Genomic DNA, 19618 nt, shown 5'->3' with positions numbered 1-19618 from the left:
TCCTCCTTTTTAGCCTCGCTGGGCTAAATTAAAGGGTTTTTTCACTTTTTCTCTACAATTATAGCATACAAAATATTATTTGTCTACAACAAAAAGCCCCTTTAAGAGACCTTTTAAAAAGCAAAGAGAAGATAAAATTTAACTATTTTAGCTCCACCTTTCTTTTCTGTAACGTTCCAATACATTCAGTACATAATTTATATCAAAAGTTGTGTGGTCAGCGTTAATTTGAAACCGGATACTTTCACTACCTCTTGGTACCACTGGATAGTTTATGGCTGTTGCAAGAATACCGTTATCTATGAGGTAATTTACTAAATCTATTGTTTTTGTTGCATCTCTAACTAAAAGTGGTACTATTGGATGCTCGCTTACTACAGTTTCATATCCTAATTTTACAATTCCTTCTCTAAAAAGTTTTGCTAATTCTTTGAGGTGTGAAAGTCTTTTTTGACCTTCTTTGCAATCGAGTATTTCAAGTACTTTTAAAACACAAGCAGCTTCTGATGGTGTTACTGGATTTGAGTAAATATAAGTTATAGTTTTTTCTCGCAAGTAAGTTGTTATAACCTTGTTTGATACTACATAACCTCCATTTACACCATATGCCTTTCCCATAGTACCGATGAGAAGGTCAGCTTTTCCACCTGTTATTTCTTCTGTGCCTCTTCCAGTTGGGCCAAAAGCGCCAACACCGTGAGAATCGTCAACTATAGTTATTATGTTTTCTTCAAAATCTTTGTCATATCTGTCTGCAATCTCCTGAATTTTCTTTAAATCTGCGTAATCTCCTCTCATACTGAATACACCGTCAGTGACTACAATGGCGCGTTTAGCTTTACCAATAAAACTCTTTATTCCATTTTCTAAATCTTTATAGTCTAGGTGTTTATAAATATATCTTTCTTTGGGTCTTGAAAGTCTTATAGCGTTTATAATACAGTTGTGATTTAGTTCATCACTTATTATTACTGTTTCAGGAGTCACTAAAGAGGAGATGATACCTACTACAGCCATATAGGCGGAGCTAAAAATCATTGCATCTTCTCTGCCGTGGAATTGAGCAAGCTTTTTCTCAAGGTCTCTATGTGTTATATAGGTTCCGCTTATAAACCTCACTGCTCCAGGTCCAATGCCAAACTTTCTTGCAGTCTCCTCTTCTACTTTTATTACTTCCTCATTAAATTGCATTCCGAGGTAAGAGTTAGAGTTCATCCTTATAAATTCTTTGTCTCCAAAGCCTTTTAAAAAGAAACGTGGACCTTTTTCACCCTCTGGTTTTTTTACATCGACTATGATAAGTTCTTTTCCTTTAGCACGACCTTCAGTCTTTAACTCATCGAGTTCTTTTTGTAAAATTTCATTTAATCTTGTAAGTGGCATCTTTTTTACCTCCTTTTGTTTATGGATATAATACAACTTTGCCACATTGGCCTTTTATCATTAGTTCCATGCCTTTTTCATATTCAGAAAGAGGGAAGGTATGAGTAATTATTGGTTTTAATGCTTCTTTAAGGCCAGAGCGCAATAAACCCTTTACTTTGTACCAGGTATCGTACATTCGCCTTCCTGTGATGCCGTTTATTGTTATGCCTTTAAAAACGACGTCATTTGTTATGTCTATAGGAACTTCATTGTCAGGAAGACCCAAAATAGACATCCTTCCGCCTTTTGCTATATATTTAAGTCCTTGTCGTATTGCAGTGGGACTTCCAGAGAAGTCCAATACTACATCTGCACCGTAGCCTTCTGTTTCACTTTTTATTATACTGACAACGTCTTCTTCAAGTGGGTTTATAACTCGTGTTGCACCTAATTTATGAGCAAGTTCCATTCTGTATTCGACAGGTTCTATTGCAAATATAGCTGAAGCACCTGTTGTCTTAAGAAGTGGTATTGCCATCATGCCTATAGGGCCGCACCCTACTACAGCGACAGTTTTTCCTACTACCTCTCCAGAAAATACTGTGTGAACGGCGTTTCCAAGGGGTTCTTGTATGGAGAGAAGTTCTAAAGGTATGTCTTTATCGTTTAGCCATACATTGCTTTCAGGGACTTTAATGTATTCTGCAAAAGCACCGTCTGTGTCAACACCAAGTATAAGCGTATTTTCACATATGTGAGCATTTCCAGTTCTGCAAGCTTTGCATTTTCCGCATACTATGTGAGTCTCCGCACTTACTAAATCTCCAACTTTTACAGATGTTACATTTTCTCCTATTTCTACAACTTCTCCTACAAATTCATGTCCCATTATCTTAGGCGGTTTTATCCGGCTTTTTGCCCATTCATTCCAAACGTAAATGTGAACGTCTGTGCCGCAAATAGATGTGGCTTTGACTTTTATTAGTACCTCATCAGGTCCTATTTTTGGTATTTCTTTTTTTATTATATCTGCACCTCCTTTGGGATGTTGTTTAACAACAGCGGTCATATATCCTTCCATAATGGACATCTCCTTTACTTGTACACACATCTTACTACATAATATATTCTATATATTTGTACAAATTCCTTCTTGCATTACAAAAAAATTTTAATGGACTCTATTTTTTTATAAAGGCAAAAAGAAACCTGTTCTATCATTAAAACTCTGAAGACAAATATTTAAAATTGTCTTCAATGCCTAAATGTATGATTATTCTTTTTTAATGAAATAATATATCTGGATAGAAAAACCATGTTAAGGGTTAAGGAGGATTATTTTATGCGAAAAATGGCTACAATGGACGGAAATACAGCTGCTGCTTATGCCTCTTATGCTTTTACGGAGGTTGCAGCAATTTACCCTATTACGCCTTCTTCTCCAATGGCTGAAAATGTTGATGAATGGGCTGCCCATGGCAAGAAGAATATATTTGGTCAACCCGTGAAGGTTGTTGAAATGCAGTCAGAAGCAGGTGCTGCAGGTGCTGTCCATGGTTCTTTAACTGCAGGCGCTTTGACAACCACATATACCGCATCACAGGGGCTTCTTTTAATGATACCAAACATGTATAAAATTGCAGGAGAGCTTTTGCCAGGGGTGTTTCATGTAAGTGCCCGCGCAATTTCTGCCCATGCACTTTCTATATTTGGCGACCATCAGGATGTAATGGCAGTAAGACAAACAGGTTTTGCACTTCTTTGTTCTGCCAATGTACAGGAAGCCATGGATATGGCATTTATAGCCCATCTTTCTGCTATAAAATCTAGGGTACCATTTTTGCATTTTTTTGATGGCTTTAGGACTTCTCACGAGATGCAAAAAATAGAAGTGGTGGAATATGAGGAAATTGCGAAACTTTTAGATTTAAGGGCAGCAAAAGAGTTTAGGGACAGAGCGTTAAATCCTGAACATCCTGTTGTAAGAGGTACTGCACAAAATCCTGATATTTATTTTCAAGGAAGAGAAGCTGCTAATAAATTTTATGAAAAGGTTCCTGACATAGTAGAAGATTACATGAAGAGGTACAAAGAGCTGACTGGAAGAGAATATCACCTTTTTGACTATTACGGTTCAAAGGACGCAGAGTATATAATTGTAGCTATGGGTTCTGTTTGTGACACGATAGAAGAGACGATTGATTATTTAACAAAAAAAGGAGAAAAAGTGGGTTTAATTAAAGTACATCTCTACAGGCCATTTTCTGAAAAACACTTTTTTGAAGTTTTACCTGATACAGTTAAAAAGATTGCCGTATTAGACAGGACAAAAGAGCCGGGTTCAATAGGAGAGCCTTTGTACCTTGATGTGGCTAAATTATTTTATAACAAAGATAAAAAGCCCGGCATAGTAGGAGGTAGATATGGTCTGGGCTCAAAAGATACAACTCCTTCTCAGATTATTGCAGTCTATGACAATTTAAAAAAGGACTCCCCCAAAGACCGTTTTACCATAGGAATTTTAGACGATGTGACTTACACATCATTAGAAGAAGGTGAATTTGTAGAGACTACTCCTGAAGGCACTGTAAGCTGCAAGTTTTGGGGATTAGGCTCTGATGGAACGGTTGGGGCGAATAAATCGGCTATTAAAATAATTGGGGACAACACAGACTTGTATGTGCAGGCATATTTTCAGTATGACAGCAAAAAATCAGGAGGCACCACTATTTCACATTTGAGGTTTGGTAAAAAGCCGATTAAATCTTCTTATTTGGTAAATCATGCTGATTATATTGCCTGTCACAATAAGTCTTTTATTTACAATTATGATGTTTTAAAAGGACTTAAACATGGTGGGACTTTTGTATTAAATTGTCCTTGGAGTAAAGAGGAGCTGGAGGAGAAGTTACCTGCTTCAATGAAAAGATATATAGCTAAAAACAATATCAATTTTTATACAATAGATGCCATATCAATTGCCCAAGAAGTAGGTTTGGGTGGCAGAATAAACATGATAATGCAGACGGTGTTTTTTAAACTTATAAATATAATACCTTTTGAAGAAGCAGTTGAGTATTTAAAAGATTCTATACAGAAGGCCTATGGCAAAAAGGGTCAGGATATAGTGGATATGAACTTAAAGGCTGTTGACAGAAGCGTAGAAGCTCTTGTAAAAGTAGAAGTGCCTGAGGAGTGGAAAAACGCAAAAGAAGGGCAAAAAATTGTAAAGCCAGAGCCTGATTTTGTTAAAAATATACAAAGACCTATGGAAAGAAATGAAGGAGACCTCCTTCCTGTAAGTGCTTTTGTCGGCATGGAAGATGGCACATTTCCTACTGGTACGACTGCCTATGAAAAGAGAGGAATTGCAGTATTGATACCCGAATGGCAGATAGACAATTGCATACAGTGTAACCAGTGCTCTTATGTTTGCCCTCATGCAGTAATACGGCCATTTTTGTTAACGGAGGAAGAAATGAAAAAAGCGCCTCCAACTTTTAAACTGAAAAAAGCAATAGGAAGAGGATTAGAAGGGCTTTGGTATAGAATACAGGTAAGTCCTTTAGACTGTACAGGATGCGGCAATTGTGCAGATGTTTGTCCAGCACCTACAAAAGCTCTTATAATGAAACCCGCTGAAGAACAAATAGAAAAAGAAGCGAGAAATTGGGAGTATGCTGTAACTCTTGATGTCAAAGATAATTTAGTGGATAAGACAACTTTAAAAGGTAGTCAATTTGCAAAGCCTCTGTTTGAATTCAGTGGCGCATGCCCCGGCTGTGGTGAGACTCCTTACATAAAGCTTTTGACACAGCTTTTTGGAGATAGGATGATGATAGCAAATGCCACAGGCTGTTCATCTATTTATGGGGCAAGTGCACCCTCTATTCCTTATACTACTAATAAAGAGGGAAAAGGGCCTGCTTGGGCTAACTCACTTTTTGAAGACAATGCCGAATTTGGTTACGGCATGTTTTTAGCAAATAAGCAGATAAGGGAAAGGCTTAGAGATTTGATGAAAGAAGCTATAAATATGCCTATTGACGAAGAATTAAAAGCTGCATTCCAAGAGTGGATTGATGGGATGGAGGATGGAGATAAATCTAAAATTGCTTCTAAAAAGATTTTGGATATTATAAATAGAGGCGGGTATACAGAGAATGAGATAATAAAAGAGATACTTGACAAAAAAGATTTTCTTGTAAAAAAATCTCAGTGGATAATAGGGGGAGATGGATGGGCGTATGACATTGGCTTTGGAGGGCTTGACCATGTTATAGCATCAGGAGAAGATGTAAATGTACTAGTGCTTGACACAGAGGTGTATTCTAATACAGGAGGGCAATCCTCAAAATCTACGCCATTAGGGGCAGTTGCAAAATTTGCGGCAGCAGGTAAGAGGACAAGCAAGAAAGATTTAGGTTTGATGGCTATGAGCTATGGATACGTGTATGTGGCGCAAGTTGCAATGGGAGCAAATATGAACCAGGCGATAAAGGCTTTTGTGGAGGCAGAAAAATACAAAGGGCCTTCACTTATAATAGCATACGCTCCTTGTATAAACCATGGCATAAAGTCAGGCATGGGGACAAGTATAATGGAGGAGAAAAAAGCAGTGGAGTCTGGTTACTGGCACCTTTATAGATTTAATCCAGAGCTTAAAAAAGAAGGCAAAAATCCATTTGTACTTGATTCTAAAGAGCCGACAAAATCTTTCAGAGAATTTATTGAGGGGGAGATACGATATTCCTCACTTAAAAACGTATTTCCTCACATTGCGGAAAAACTTTATCAGAAGGCAGAAGATACTGCAAAAGAGAGATACGAAAGATATAGAAAGCTGGCAGAATAACGATTCCGGGCGTATGCCCGGAATTGTTATTTTTTGTTTTCTTCTACCCATTCTTTTGCGTTTATTACCTCATTTTTACTTGGGATAGGCACATTTGATTCTTCTTTTACATTTTGTATATTTGCCCAGGAAGCAGTCTTATGATTTTCTATTGGCACTTTGTGAGGTTTTTTTGGTTTTTTAGTCATACAATCACTCCTTTAAATGTATTATTTTCTATAATTGAAGAAATTATGACTATTATTGTGATAAACTGAGGGATGTAAATTTCTTTTTTTCTTAGGTTACAGTTCAAATTAGCAGTATAATTATTGTTGTAATCATGGGATGAGGAGAGATTGAAATGGAGATAAGAGGACATCACTTTTTGTGTGTGTTGGGCTTTAGAGGGCTTGGTTATGATGAAAAATTTGTTAAAAATATGGATGAAATTATTAGAAAATTGAATAATGAACATGATATGTTGATAAAAGCTGTGGATAGTGTGGATAACATTTGCAGCATGTGTCCAAACAATGTAAATGGAGAATGTACAGAGGAAGAGTATCCAGGAAGTGTAAAAGGAAAAGATAGGGCAGTTTTAGAAGTTTTAGATATAAGGCCAGGGGAGATATTGAGCTATAGGGAAGTCACAAATAGAATTAAAGAGAAAATGACTGAAGAAAAAATGGAAAAGATATGCAGTAACTGTCAATGGTTTAGTCTTGGGTATTGTTTGGAAGGGTTTAAAAAGTTAAAAGGCGGTGTGTGACCGCCTTTATAAGTCTCTTTGTGAAAAGCGCTTTGCACCGTAATAGAGGAGAAATACCACGTAGAAAAAGATGTATATGAACATGTAAATACTGGGTTGAGACATGCCCCCAAAGAGTCCTTGTGTCATAAAACTTATCCCACTACTTTGTGTCAAAAGCTCTGCAGTCATTTTTCTATATATGACATCTGTAGGAAGGATGAGGCTTGTAATTATCCCTGCGTTTATAAGGCTTTCTCCGCTTTTTAAGCCAAAGGCACCGACTTGACTTTGTTGCATTGCTGTTCCAATTTGTTCAAGAACACCTCCGACGAGGGCAATTCCATAAGCCATAATAGCTATGATGCCTGTGTTTACAGTCGAAAAAATTGAGCTGGAAGCTATTATAAGGGCTAAAAATACAATCGGTCCTAAGTCGAAGAAAAAAAGTCCTCTTAAAATATTGCTTGCTTCAAAGGTTATTTTAGACCCCATAAAGATGTTTAAACCTACTACAGACAAAAACATGATGGAGCTGTATATTACAATCATAGCGCCTAAGCCTATAAATTTTCCCAACACCAGTTCATATCTTTTTATAGGTTTCGATAAAACGGCGTATATGGTGCCATTTTCTATTTCTCCTGATATAGCATTTACTGATGTCAAAACTACAAGAAAAGCCACTATGAAATTTGCGAAAAATAGACCGGCAGACAAAATTTCTGATTGAAAGATGATGTCATATATAGAATCGTTGGGACGCTCAAATATTTTACTTAAGCCAAAAGTATATATGGAAAGGTAGAGGAGGGACAAAAGGGAGACTAATAGAAAAGCCCGTTTTTTTAGCATTTCTTTAAAGGTGTATTTTATTATAGTTATCACGACACCTCATCCTTTCCAATTAAGTTTATGAATAAGTCTTCCAATGAAGAAGTTTGAGTATTTAATTGATATAACTTGGCACCGGCTTCTATTACCATTTTAGCTATAACTGGTATTTTTTCTCTGTCTTCTACTTTAAAAGAGAGCTTACCTTCTTTAAATTGAAATTCTTTTGATAAGCGAGAAATTTTTTCAATCAACTCTGAAGTATAGTCTGATACAATCATTTCTACATGGGTGTGTTCTTTTAATAGCTCTTCCAGTTTTCCTTCGGCTATTATTCGGCCATGGTTTATTATGGCTACTTCATCGCATACCATTTCCACTTCACTTAAGAGGTGGCTGTTTAAAAAAACAGTTTTGCCTTGCGATTTTAATTGTTTTATGATTTCTCTTACTTCAATTCTTCCAACAGGGTCAAGAGCTGAAGTAGGTTCATCTAAAAACACTATTTCGGGGTCATTTAAAAGGGCTATTGCAATGCCAATTCTTTGCTGCATTCCTTTGCTGTAATTTTTTATAAGTTTACTTTCATGACCTTTTAATTTTACCAATTCTAAAAGTTCATCAATTTTTTTGCCTGGATTTTTTATTTTATAAAGCTCTGCATGGAAGGTCAAAAGCTCTTTTCCTGTCATCCAGTCGTGATATCTAAAATTTTCAGGTAAAAATCCTACTTTTTCTCTGGACTCTACAGTGCCTATGGGTTTCCCTAAAATCCATGCAAAACCAGAGGTGGGGTGTAAAAGCCCCACCATGGTCTTTACAAAAGTGCTTTTTCCTGCACCATTTGGACCTAAGAATCCAAAGACCTGACCTTTTTCTACAGAGAGAGTGACTTCTTTAAATCCGCCTTTTCCATTAAACTGCTTTGTGAGATTTTGTGTCTCTAAAACCATTTGATCACCTCATTGAATTTGCAATTTGAATTAATGTATTTATTGCCTCTTCTTTTGCAACGAAATCCTGTTTGTCTCCTGCTGGGTTGGGCCAGAGTGTGAGGTTGTACATTACTCCATTTTCACTCCATCCTAAAGCTACAAAATGAGGCCCAGATTTTTCAACAAAGAGAATGCCTTTATTTCCTCGAATGGTTATTTCTTTAATTTCAGTGTTGTCACTCGTAGACAGTGGTACAGGAAATGTCTCTTTCCAGTCAGTTACACCGGCGATTTGTTTTTTTACATTTTCAGGTAAAAATGGGAGGTTTAATAAAGCGTCAATTACTTTATCTACATCTACCCCTTCTGGTACCACTATTTCTGGAGTTTTTACTATGTCAAGTGCAACTGTATCTTTTTTACTGCCTTTTTTCTGTAAATTCATATCAATTGCCCTGCCAAAATTTATAATAATGGGTTTTCTATCAAGTTCTTTGGGGAAAAGGTGTGTACCGCCAAATGTTTTAATGAGTTCATTTATTTTGTCAACTTTTAGTATAAATTCTAGGCCTTCATTTTTTGAGATGTATGCATGCTTTATTTCAAAATTTTCATCTGCTGGAAGTTTTATTTTATATCCAAGTTCAGATTCTACTTTGTCAAGCTCATCAGGGGAAATTTGATGCCCTTCCCGAGAACCGTCTTTTATAATCTCTCCGTAGTCTTTAAGGTTTATATTTTTTATACCTGCGTTGTAGAACTGATTTTGAATTTGCGTCATATCCTCTGGTGTTATTGTTATAACCTGCATCTTGTTAAGCCTTAGAAGGTTTAAAAGTTTAGCTTCTGCATTTTTAAGTGGGGTGAAAAAGGCTGAGGCGGCTATAAATGCCACTATCAAAGCAGCGGCAATTGACTTTTTGTACTTTGTAAACATGGCAAACATTCCTCCTTTATTATTATTTTTGCTCAATTTTTCATTTAGAGTAGCCCAAGCTTCATTTAAATCTATATTGCTTGCTTTTAAAGCTTTTGAAGTGAATTCATTTATGGATTTTAGTTGTTCAAGTTTTTCTCTACATACATCGCAAGTTTTTAAATGTTCTTCTACATTTTTTGCAGTGATTTCATCCAGTTCACTGTCTAGATATGCTTGAAGAGTTCCTTCATCGTAGCACATACTTACACCTCCTTTTCATATAATTCTTTAAACTTTTTTTGTGCTCTTGCTATGGTTGTGCCGACGGAGGTTTTCTTAATTCCCAATGATATTGCTATTTCTTCGTAACTATATCCTGAATGTTTAAGTATTAGACACATCATATCTCTTTTACTCATTTTTAGGAGGACTTCTTTCACTTTAGCTCTTTCAAACCTTTTAATTGCTATTTCTTCAGGGTCTTCAAAAAATTCCTCTTGCGTGTTTTTAAAAACTTCCAGTTCTCTTGTTTTTGTGTTTTTTTCACTGCGGATATAATTTAAGGCATGATTTATTGCCACTTTGGATAACCAACCTCCTATATTTTCATTGTGACGGGGAGGATTTTTAAAATACTTTATAAAAACTTCTTGAGTAATGTCTTCCGCTTTGAATTCGTCTTTTATCATCCAAGAAATTTGATTTAAAACTTTTGGATAATATTTTTCAAAGATATCTTTGAAACTTTCCTCTATTTTGAACACCTCCCCTATGTCTTTTCACTAATAATAACACATCTAAAACCAATTTTGTGACAAAAACTTTTCAGACGAAGGGGACGGTTCCTCTTGTCTGAATTTTTCAGATGAAAAGAACCGTCCCCTTCGTCTGGTCCCCTTCGTCTGGATTTTATTTTTTGTGGGAAGTGCTATATAATTATATCGGTGTTTTTAAAAAGGTGCGGGGGTGTTAAATTTGGAGAGGATAAAGAGTTATTATCCTTATTTAGCAGGAATAGGAATGGCATCAATTTTTGGATTTTCTTTTATGTTTACCTCTATGGGGCTTGATGTAGCTTCTCCTATGGAGCTTATAGCCTATCGTTTTTTACTTGCAGCATTTATGATTACTCTTTTGTGGGTATTTGGAATTATTAAACTTAATTATAGAGGGAAAAATCTGTGGCCATTGTTTTTATTGTCTCTATCAGAGCCTGTTGTGTATTTTATATTTGAAACATATGGTGTAAAATATACATCCTCTTCTCTTTCTGGTTTGATGATAGCTTTAATTCCTGTTGCTGTTACCGCTTTGGCGGCGGTATTTTTAAAGGAAAGGCCTTCTTTGTATCAGCTTTTCTTTATTCTTTTGTCTGTTACAGGAGTTGCTTTTATAATTTTTATGACAGGTGTTGAAAGCCGTAATACGTCAATTATAGGTTTTGTATATCTTTTAGTAGCAGTCTTATCTGCAGCTTTTTACAGTATTTTAGCAAGAAAGTCTTCTTTAGAATTTTCACCTATTGAGATAACCTTTGTCATGATGTGGTTTGCCGCAATTTCTTTCAATTTTTTAAATTTAATTGATAGATTAGCAAAAGGCTATCCTATTTCTGACTATTTCAGGGATTTAACTGATTACAGAGTACTTATTCCTGTGCTATATCTAGGTGTTTTATCTTCTGTTGTAGCGTATTTTTTAAACAATTACGCTCTTTCAAAATTGCCTGCATCTCAAGCTTCAGTTTTTGCAAATTTGACCACAGTAATTTCGGTAATAGCGGGGATCACCATACGACGTGAAGCTTTTTATTGGTATCATATAATAGGAGCTATTATGATATTGATAGGAGTATGGGGGACAAATTATTTTGGAAAAGTGTCTCAACCGATTATTTCTTCAGAAGAAACACACTGAAATTCTGTATTTACATTACATAGAGAATGTGATATACTTTTAACGTAACCCTATACCATACGGGGGCATATATTAGTCCAAAAAGGATGCGGTATAAAAATACCGCATTTATTATAGAGGAGTGATTTTATTAGTACTTTAATTAGTATAGCATGTTTTTGCGTTTTATTAAAGTACAAAAAGAGAGATAATAAATATAAAAAGTTTTTGAGGTGAAACTATGGAGAGAGATGTAAAAGAAGCTGTGGAAATGTTAGGCAGAGGAAGTGGAAAAGCTCTTGATATTGGTACAGGACGGGGACGAATGGCAGCCGCTTTGGCTGAATACGGATATCAAGTCGTGTCTATTGATGAGAGTAAAGATGCTTTAAAAAGAGCAGAAGACCTTTTGAAAGAAAGTGTAACTTTGGAAAATATTTTGCTACTTCAGGGAGATGCTCACAATCTTCCATTTTTAGATGAAACCTTTGAGGTTGTGGCTACATACAATGCCATGCATCACATGAGGGATTATAAAAAGGTACTGGATGAGATGGTGAGGGTCTGTAAAAAAGGCGGTAGTATTCTTATATCCGAATTAAACGAATATGGGAGGAAAGTTGTTGCTGAAAGACACAAAGAAAGAGGAAGCTATCATGAAGCAAATATAAGCATTGAAGATATTGCAAAGTATTTAGAAGTCGAATATGCTTTAATAGGAGAAATAAAAAAGTCAGAAAGGACAGATATTTTTATATCCAAAAAATGACAATTATTAAGGAAAAATTTATCGTTGACAAGACATGAAAATATGATAAAATAAGTAATGTCTTTTGTGGCCCCGTGGTCAAGAGGTTAAGACACCGCCCTTTCACGGCGGCAACACGGGTTCGAATCCCGTCGGGGTCACCATTTAAGTTAAGAAATAAAATGTCGCACAAAGGTGCGAAATTATTTTTTATGTCGAAAGAAAAATTACATATATAGCAAAAATTAACAAATAAAACCATCACCATGATGCTATAATTTAGAAAAAAACAAGAGGTGGTGGTTTTTTTATGCAAAATATAAATATTTTACCTTATAAAAGAATTATAAAAACTCCCTTGACAGAAAATACTCAAAAAAATCTTTCTAAAAACATTCAACAGATTATATTATTGTCAGTTATAAGCTTTTTTATAGGGCGAGCTGTTATTTTCAATAGTCTTTTGCCTTTCGGCATTGCTTTTTTTGCAACTCTTTTAATGTATAAAAAGCGATATCTTTTAACAGGAATAGGAGTATGGTTGGGAATATTAACTTTACCCAATGTCAATAGTTTTAAATACCTTTTAGCGCTTGTTTTGATCTTTTCATTAGAAGGGCTTCTAAAAATTAAACCTCAAAATATTATTAAAACCTCTTTCATTACTTTTATTTCTCTTTTTAGCGCAGATCTTATATTCAGCTATATTTATGGCTTTTTGCTTTTTGACATTATGATGAGCCTATATGAGTCTGTCACTGCAATGTTAATGGTTTTTATTTTTAACCACGCTGTTTCATTTATTTTGAATATAAACAGAAAAATTGTTTCCAATGAAGAGTTGATATCTTTGAGTATATTTATAGGGCTATTTATTCTAGGAATGAATCATTTGAATGTGTGGAAATTTACTCTCAATGGGATATTAGGGATATTTATAATACTTTTAGCCTCTTATATAGGTGGGGCTGGAGTAGGAGCAAGTATCGGCACAACTATGGGGCTTCTTGGAAGCTTATCTTTTTTCCAAATGCCAGTCTCCATAGGGCTTTTTGGATTTGCAGGCTTGTTGGCCGGTAGTTTGAAAAAATTGCATAGAATTGGAGTTATTATAGGCTTTTTAACTGCCATTTTTATTATTACATTTTATGTAACTTCAACTGTGGATATGCTTGTAAATCCTTATGATATTGTGTTAGCTTCTTTAATGTTTGTAGCACTTCCTAAGAAGTACATAGTAAAGGCGGAGGAAATAGTAAAGGGTAATAAAAATTTAAACAACAGAAATTACAATGAAAAATTAAAAGAAGTAGTGACAGGCAAACTTAAAGAGTATTCTCAAGTATTTGAAGAGCTCTCTAAAAGTTTTAAACAAGTAAATGAAAAAGTATTAGACCACAAAGATATTTCTTATTTGTTTGAGGAAATTGCCAATAAGACCTGTACTCAATGTGTCATGTATAAAACTTGTTGGGACAAGGAGTTTTACAATACTTATAAAAGCATGTTTGAGTTGATAGAACATCTTGAAAAAAATAGTAGTATTGAGGACAATAAACTGTATAGAAAATGTATAAGATTTTCTGAACTTATGAGTACAACTAAATATTACTTAGGCATTTACAAAATAAGCATGCAGTGGAGAGAAAGGCTAAAAGATGCTAAAGGACTTATTGCTACTCAGTTAAAAGGAGTTGCTGATGCAATATCTAATATGGCTAGTGATATTAGCATGAATGTCACTTTTAAAGATGAATTAGAACAAATAATGATGGTGGAATTGGACAAAAAGGGCATACCTGTGGAAGATGTGCTAATTTATGACACAGGAGACGAAAATGTTAACGTAAAAATATATAAAAAGGCATGTTTTGCTAAGGAATGTGACAAAAAGATTGTCCCTATTGTATCTGAAATTATGGGGGAAAGATATGAGAGAAAAAGTAGGTTATGCTCTATAGACCACAATGGAAGATGTGTACTTACTCTTACAAAAGCAGAGAGCTTGCAAGTCTTAACGGGTATAAGCAGAGTTAGTAAGTCAAAAGCCAAGATTTCTGGAGATACTTATTCTTTTATGGACTTAGAAGATGGAAAATATATGGCAGCTTTAAGCGATGGAATGGGGATTGGATATAAAGCGGCTGCAGAGAGCACTACTACCATTTCTTTGCTGGAGAAATTTATAGAGGCAGGCTTTGATAAACATTTAGTTATTCAAACATTAAACTCTATTTTGGCTTTGCGGTCTGCAGAAGAAATGTTTTCTACTGTGGATATAATGTTTCTGGACAAGTTCACTGGAGAAGCAGAATTTATAAAAATTGGCTCTTGTGCTACCTTTATAAAAAGAGGGAATGAGGTTGAGATTATAGAATCCAGTTCTTTGCCCATTGGCATTTTGGAAGATATAGAGGCAGATATACATGAAAGAAAATTAAAAGATGGAGATTTTGTGATTTTAGTCACTGATGGAGTGTTGGAGTGTTTTGAGAAGGATAAAGAAGTAGAATTTTCAAGGTTAATTAGTGAAATCAACACGAGGAATCCTCAGGATATGGCAGATGCGTTAATGAAAAAATGTTTGGAATTGTGTAATAATACTCCAAAGGACGATATGACAATTTTGGTTTCAAAGGTATGGAAGAAAATATAAAAGTTAATAAATTGGAATAACCCTTCCACAATGTGGAGACAATATATCGAGGCGATTAAAGGAATACTTTTGTGGAGGGGTTTTTGTGTCTATAATTTTAAAAGAAATGGTCATTATTACTGACGGCGATATAACTGATTTGTCAGCAAAATGGGAGCAAATTATAGAGATGATGAGAAAAAGAGGTGTGATTGTAAATGTCATAAGTTTATTAGAAAAGGAAAGCTTTAATGAGAAGATGATGGAGACAATTGAAAAATTAGGGGGAATAAGATGTTATACATCTATTCAGCTTTTAGATAAAACTTTGTCCAAAGTGGTAGAAGAATCTGTGAAATTGACTTTAAAAAATGTTATTGACCAGAGTATAAAAAATATTAGTGGCAAAAGTTTAGAAAAAATGCATCCTTATATAAAAGTGCAAATTATAAATTATGTCGCAAATTTAAGTGAGTATGTAGATCTAAAACTTGCTCTTTTGTTAGAAATAAGCAAAGGAGAGGTAAATTATGTTATAAATAATAAAAGAAAACTTTTTAAATATCTTAACAAAAGAAAAGGTAAAATTGATTTGTACGTAGCTTATGCAAAAACGCTAATGGACTTTGAAATGGAAAAACTTATTCTTTTCTTTGAAGAAAAAGAGATAAATGCCGAAAATATAGTAGGAATATAAAAAGATGTTTGATTTAAAAAGGAGGATATTATATAATCATTATATAACATGAGTATATATCGCTATAAGGGGTTAAGAAATGATTGATAAGGTTATTTCAACAATTAAAAGGTATAAAATGATTGAGGCAAATGATAAAATTGTAATGGGGGTTTCCGGCGGACCTGATTCTTTGTGTATGCTGGATATTTTATACAATTTAAAAGATTTATTTAATCTTAAGTTGTATGTAGTACATGTTAATCATATGATAAGAGGAGAAGAAGCTAAAAGGGATGCGCAATTTGTTGAAGATATGTGCCGCAAACTGAAACTCCCATTTTTTTTATTTGAAAAAGATGTAAAAAAAATAGCCAAAGAAATGGGATATTCGGAAGAAGAGGCTGGACGATATGTGAGGTATCAGGCTTTTGAGGAAGTATTAAGAGAAGTTAAGGGTAATAAAATAGCAGTAGCCCATAATAAGAACGACGTAGTGGAAACAGTTTTTTTAAATTTAATAAGAGGTTCTGGAATGGCTGGCCTCATTGGAATAAAACCGGTAAATGGAAATATAATAAGGCCTCTCATTGAAATAGAAAGGGAAGAAATAGAGAATTACATCAAGGAAAAAGATTTAAAGCCGGTAATAGATTTTACAAATTATGAAGATTTATATAAGAGAAATAAAGTAAGACTTAAATTAATTCCCTATATAAATGAAACTTTTGAAGTAGATATAATAGAAAATATCTACAGGATGGCAAAAATTATTTTAGAGGAGAATGACTATTTAGAAAAAGAGTGTGAAAAGATTTTTAATGAGGTTTGCTATTTTAATCAAGAGGAAATTTTTGCTGATATAAAAAAACTGAGGGCACAGCATCCAGCTATTCAGCGACGCTTAGTTAGGCTTATGTACCAAAAATTAAAAGGAGATATTTATGGATTAGAATACATCCATGTAGAGGATGTTTTAAGCCTTTTAGACAAACCAACTTCCTCAAAAATTGATTTACCCTTTGAAATTGAGGCTTTAAAAAGCTATAATAATCTTATAATGAGAAAAGTAAAAGAAAAAGAGGCCAAGACTTTTTGGGCAAAATTAAATATTCCTGGAATTACTAAGATATGTGGTGTTGGGCAATTTAAAACTAGTGTTTTAGGGATTGAAGAAATAAAAAAACTTAACATAGGAAAATACACGAAATTTTTTGACTATGATAAAATACAGGAAGATGTGGTAGTTAGAAATAGGCAAGCAGGGGATATTTTTTCTCCTCTTAACCTGGGGGGAGTAAAAAATTAAAAGAATTTTTTATTGACGAGAAAATACCCCGCGAAATAAGAGATAGCATTCCTTTATTAGCCATAGACAATGAAATTGTGTGGGTTGTAGGTTATAGAATGAGTGATAAATTTAAAGTAGATGAAAATACAAAAAATGTCCTTGTGATAGAGTATACCAAAGGATAAAATAAAAAAAGAGGAGGTTAAATTTATGTCGAGTCCAACACAAGATATACAGGAGATTTTGATTACGGAAGAGCAATTAAAAGAAAAAGTGAAAGAGTTAGGACAAATAATTACAAAAGACTACCAAGGGAAAGACCTTGTCCTCCTTGGGGTTTTAAAAGGAGCAATAATGTTTATGGCAGACTTATCTCGTGCGATAGATTTACCTTTATCAATAGATTTTATGGCAGTCTCCAGTTATGGTTCTTCTACTCAGTCTTCTGGAATAGTAAAAATAATTAAAGACCATGACATAAACATTGAAGGGAAAGATGTGCTCATAGTTGAGGATATTATAGATAGCGGTTTAACACTTTCTTATTTAAGAAAGACTTTATTAGAAAGAAAACCTAGAAGTTTAAAAATTTGCACTATTTTAGATAAACCTGAAAGAAGAGAAGCAGACGTTAAAGTAGATTATTGTGGATTTAAAATTCCTGACAAATTTGTAGTTGGTTATGGATTAGATTTTGATGAAAAATACAGAAATCTCCCATTTATAGGGGTTTTAAAGCCAGAGCTGTATAAATGATTTGGTTTTTTAAAGGAGATATGATATTATAGATTAAAGGTAGTTGGACTTGTTTGAAGGAGGGGCCTTATTTGAACGATAATAACAAGATAATTAGAAGCATGGTGCTCTATTTGCTAATCTTTATAGCTATTTATGCTATGGTACAGTTGTACTCTCAAAGTACACCACCGCTAGCAAATATAGATTATGGAGAGTTAATTAGGTATATTAACTCTAACCAAGTAAAAAGCATCACTCTTGCGGGAAATGAAGTTAAAGGAACTTTAAAAAATGGGACAGAGTTTAAGAGCAGTATTCCGGATGTGACAAATTTTATGAATTTTGTAAATCCATATATTTTAGAGGGAAAATTAGACTTTAAAAATGAACCGCAAGTAGGTCCACCTTGGTGGGTTCAGATGCTTCCTTCCTTGTTTTTGATTATTGTTTTGGTTATATTTTGGTATATTTTTATGCAACAGGCACAAGGTGGGGGAGGAAGCAAAGTGATGTCTTTTGGTAAAAGTAGAGCAAGGATGGTTACTGATAAAGACAAAAGAGTTACTTTTAATGATGTGGCAGGAGCGGATGAAGAAAAAGAAGAATTACAAGAAATTGTTGAATTTTTAAAATACCCTAAAAAATTTATTGAGTTAGGAGCCAGAATACCTAAAGGGGTTCTTTTAGTAGGGCCTCCAGGTACAGGAAAAACCCTTCTCGCAAAAGCTGTAGCAGGAGAAGCGGGGGTTCCATTTTTTAGCATAAGCGGTTCTGATTTTGTAGAAATGTTTGTTGGTGTAGGTGCTGCAAGAGTAAGAGATTTATTTGATCAAGCCAAAAAGAATGCGCCTTGTATTGTTTTTATTGATGAAATAGATGCAGTGGGAAGACAAAGAGGTGCAGGTTTAGGTGGCGGACATGATGAAAGAGAACAGACACTGAACCAATTGTTAGTTGAAATGGATGGTTTCAGTGTCAACGAAGGTATAATTGTGATTGCCGCAACAAACAGGCCAGATATATTAGACCCTGCTCTTTTAAGACCAGGAAGATTTGACAGGCATATTACTGTTGGTATTCCTGATATAAAAGGAAGAGAAGAAATTTTAAAAATACACGCGAGGAATAAGCCATTGGCTCCTGATGTATCTTTGCAAGTGCTAGCGAGAAGAACTCCAGGATTTACTGGAGCAGACCTTGAGAATCTCATGAATGAAGCAGCTTTATTGGCGGCGAGAAGAGGACTTAAGCAGATAACTATGGCAGAGCTGGAGGAGGCCATAACAAGAGTTATAGCAGGGCCTGAAAAAAGAAGTAGGATTATGTCTGAGAAAGACAAAAAATTGGTGGCATACCATGAGGCAGGCCATGCAGTTGTCGCTAAGCTTTTACCTAATACCCCACCTGTTCACGAGGTTACAATAATTCCAAGAGGAAGAGCTGGAGGATATACTATGCTTCTTCCGGAAGAAGATAAATACTATATGTCAAAGTCCGAGATGATGGATGAGATAGTTCACCTTTTAGGTGGGCGTGTGGCAGAGAGTTTAGTGCTAAATGATATAAGCACAGGAGCACAAAATGACATTGAGAGAGCTACAAATATTGCGAGAAAGATGGTTACAGAGTATGGCATGAGTGAAAGATTAGGGCCTATGACTTTTGGTACGAGAAGTGAAGAAGTATTTTTAGGGCGTGATTTAGGAAGAACGAGAAATTACAGTGAAGAAGTTGCTGCCGAGATAGATAGAGAAATAAAAAGGATAATTGAGGAGGCATATAAAAGAGCAGAAACCCTTTTAAAAGACAATATGGATAAGCTCCATAGAGTTGCAAAGGCTTTGATTGAGAAAGAGAAACTTAATGCAGAAGAGTTTGAAAAAGTTTTTCATGGAGAAGAGATAAATGGGGTGCAGTTTGCATAATAATGTATAAGTCGTAAGACTTATACATTATTTTTTTACAAAAGTTTTAGTTAACAATAAAAAAATTATTG

15 protein-coding genes, 1 tRNA gene and 1 pseudogene are annotated in these 19618 nt (G+C 34.7%); 10 read left to right on the top strand and 7 right to left on the bottom strand.

What is annotated here, in order from left to right:
* Window positions 1-147: 147 nt before the first annotated feature.
* Both OEI98_RS12855 and tdh read right to left on the bottom strand, forming a co-directional pair.
* A complete protein-coding gene (locus OEI98_RS12855; protein ID WP_266038277.1) occupies window positions 148-1383 on the bottom strand; it encodes an aminotransferase class I/II-fold pyridoxal phosphate-dependent enzyme in 1236 nt (411 codons plus the stop codon).
* 19 nt (window positions 1384-1402) lie between these two features.
* The gene (gene tdh, locus OEI98_RS12850) at window positions 1403-2446 is read right to left on the bottom strand and encodes an L-threonine 3-dehydrogenase (RefSeq protein WP_266038275.1); all 1044 of its coding nucleotides are present in this window, start codon (window positions 2444-2446) and stop codon (window positions 1403-1405) included.
* A 261-nt stretch (window positions 2447-2707) separates the two neighbouring features.
* Between tdh and nifJ the strand changes: the two genes are divergently transcribed.
* Window positions 2708-6220, top strand: coding sequence for a pyruvate:ferredoxin (flavodoxin) oxidoreductase (gene nifJ / locus OEI98_RS12845; protein ID WP_266038274.1), 3513 nt, complete (start codon window positions 2708-2710; stop codon window positions 6218-6220).
* Window positions 6221-6246: 26 nt separating this feature from the next.
* On the opposite strand, the gene OEI98_RS12840 is transcribed toward nifJ, so the two are convergent.
* A complete protein-coding gene (locus OEI98_RS12840) occupies window positions 6247-6408 on the bottom strand; it encodes a CDIF630_02480 family spore surface protein (protein ID WP_003870730.1) in 162 nt (53 codons plus the stop codon).
* 155 nt (window positions 6409-6563) lie between these two features.
* Between OEI98_RS12840 and OEI98_RS12835 the strand changes: the two genes are divergently transcribed.
* On the top strand, window positions 6564-6971 hold the full coding sequence (locus tag OEI98_RS12835; RefSeq protein WP_003870729.1) for a DUF1284 domain-containing protein: 408 nt from the start codon (window positions 6564-6566) through the stop codon (window positions 6969-6971).
* 6 nt (window positions 6972-6977) lie between these two features.
* Here OEI98_RS12835 and OEI98_RS12830 read toward each other — a convergent pair whose 3' ends face one another.
* From OEI98_RS12830 to OEI98_RS12815, 4 genes are read right to left on the bottom strand one after another with little or no spacing between them, the layout of a single operon-like run.
* Entirely contained in the window at window positions 6978-7838 is an 861-nt protein-coding gene (locus OEI98_RS12830; protein WP_006569606.1) for an ABC transporter permease, read from the bottom strand.
* Entirely contained in the window at window positions 7835-8737 is a 903-nt protein-coding gene (locus tag OEI98_RS12825; protein ID WP_266038267.1) for an ABC transporter ATP-binding protein, read from the bottom strand. Before OEI98_RS12825 ends, OEI98_RS12830 begins: the two co-directional genes overlap by 4 nt.
* Before the next feature lie 4 nt (window positions 8738-8741).
* Window positions 8742-9899, bottom strand: a complete 1158-nt coding sequence (locus tag OEI98_RS12820) for a DUF2275 domain-containing protein (RefSeq protein ID WP_266038265.1) — start codon at window positions 9897-9899, stop codon at window positions 8742-8744.
* A gap of 2 nt (window positions 9900-9901) precedes the next feature.
* Window positions 9902-10402 carry an RNA polymerase sigma factor SigX gene (locus OEI98_RS12815; RefSeq protein WP_003870725.1) on the bottom strand — a complete coding sequence of 167 codons (501 nt, stop codon included), beginning with the start codon at window positions 10400-10402 and terminating at the stop codon, window positions 9902-9904.
* Between the two features lie 211 nt (window positions 10403-10613).
* Between OEI98_RS12815 and OEI98_RS12810 the strand changes: the two genes are divergently transcribed.
* The 8 genes and pseudogenes from OEI98_RS12810 (at window position 10614) to ftsH (ending at window position 19547) form a co-directional block, all read left to right on the top strand.
* Window positions 10614-11555, top strand: coding sequence for a DMT family transporter (locus OEI98_RS12810; protein WP_003870724.1), 942 nt, complete (start codon window positions 10614-10616; stop codon window positions 11553-11555).
* A 220-nt stretch (window positions 11556-11775) separates the two neighbouring features.
* On the top strand, window positions 11776-12303 hold the full coding sequence (locus OEI98_RS12805) for a class I SAM-dependent methyltransferase (protein WP_003870723.1): 528 nt from the start codon (window positions 11776-11778) through the stop codon (window positions 12301-12303).
* Between the two features lie 68 nt (window positions 12304-12371).
* Window positions 12372-12446: transfer RNA gene (locus OEI98_RS12800), tRNA-Glu, on the top strand.
* Window positions 12447-12592: 146 nt separating this feature from the next.
* The gene (gene spoIIE / locus OEI98_RS12795; RefSeq protein WP_266038260.1) at window positions 12593-14938 is read left to right on the top strand and encodes a stage II sporulation protein E; all 2346 of its coding nucleotides are present in this window, start codon (window positions 12593-12595) and stop codon (window positions 14936-14938) included.
* A gap of 85 nt (window positions 14939-15023) precedes the next feature.
* The gene (locus OEI98_RS12790) at window positions 15024-15614 is read left to right on the top strand and encodes a hypothetical protein (RefSeq protein ID WP_003870721.1); all 591 of its coding nucleotides are present in this window, start codon (window positions 15024-15026) and stop codon (window positions 15612-15614) included.
* Between the two features lie 79 nt (window positions 15615-15693).
* A pseudogene (tilS, locus tag OEI98_RS12785) lies at window positions 15694-17069 on the top strand (tRNA lysidine(34) synthetase TilS).
* 25 nt (window positions 17070-17094) lie between these two features.
* Window positions 17095-17640 carry a hypoxanthine phosphoribosyltransferase gene (gene hpt, locus OEI98_RS12780; RefSeq protein WP_003867797.1) on the top strand — a complete coding sequence of 182 codons (546 nt, stop codon included), beginning with the start codon at window positions 17095-17097 and terminating at the stop codon, window positions 17638-17640.
* A 71-nt stretch (window positions 17641-17711) separates the two neighbouring features.
* Window positions 17712-19547 (top strand): ATP-dependent zinc metalloprotease FtsH, encoded by a 1836-nt coding sequence (gene ftsH, locus OEI98_RS12775; RefSeq protein ID WP_003870719.1) that lies wholly within the window; start codon window positions 17712-17714, stop codon window positions 19545-19547.
* Window positions 19548-19618 lie beyond the last annotated feature (71 nt).

Source organism: Thermoanaerobacter sp. RKWS2 (assembly GCF_026240795.1).
GTDB classification, from domain to species: Bacteria; Bacillota; Thermoanaerobacteria; order Thermoanaerobacterales; family Thermoanaerobacteraceae; genus Thermoanaerobacter; species Thermoanaerobacter ethanolicus.
Note: the sequence above shows the minus strand (reverse complement) of the source record. Positions and strands in the feature narration are given on the sequence as shown.

Excerpts from the sequence above, each read along its gene's own strand:
- OEI98_RS12855 (WP_266038277.1), bottom strand. The coding sequence starts at position 1,383 with ATGCCACTTACAAGATTAAATGAAATTTTACAAAAAGAACTCGATGAG.
- tdh (WP_266038275.1), bottom strand. The coding sequence starts at position 2,446 with ATGGAAGGATATATGACCGCTGTTGTTAAACAACATCCCAAAGGAGGT.
- nifJ (WP_266038274.1), top strand. The coding sequence starts at position 2,708 with ATGCGAAAAATGGCTACAATGGACGGAAATACAGCTGCTGCTTATGCC.
- OEI98_RS12840 (WP_003870730.1), bottom strand. The coding sequence starts at position 6,408 with ATGACTAAAAAACCAAAAAAACCTCACAAAGTGCCAATAGAAAATCAT.
- OEI98_RS12835 (WP_003870729.1), top strand. The coding sequence starts at position 6,564 with ATGGAGATAAGAGGACATCACTTTTTGTGTGTGTTGGGCTTTAGAGGG.
- OEI98_RS12825 (WP_266038267.1), bottom strand. The coding sequence starts at position 8,737 with ATGGTTTTAGAGACACAAAATCTCACAAAGCAGTTTAATGGAAAAGGC.
- OEI98_RS12820 (WP_266038265.1), bottom strand. The coding sequence starts at position 9,899 with ATGTGCTACGATGAAGGAACTCTTCAAGCATATCTAGACAGTGAACTG.
- OEI98_RS12805 (WP_003870723.1), top strand. The coding sequence starts at position 11,776 with ATGGAGAGAGATGTAAAAGAAGCTGTGGAAATGTTAGGCAGAGGAAGT.
- spoIIE (WP_266038260.1), top strand. The coding sequence starts at position 12,593 with ATGCAAAATATAAATATTTTACCTTATAAAAGAATTATAAAAACTCCC.
- hpt (WP_003867797.1), top strand. The coding sequence starts at position 17,095 with ATGTCGAGTCCAACACAAGATATACAGGAGATTTTGATTACGGAAGAG.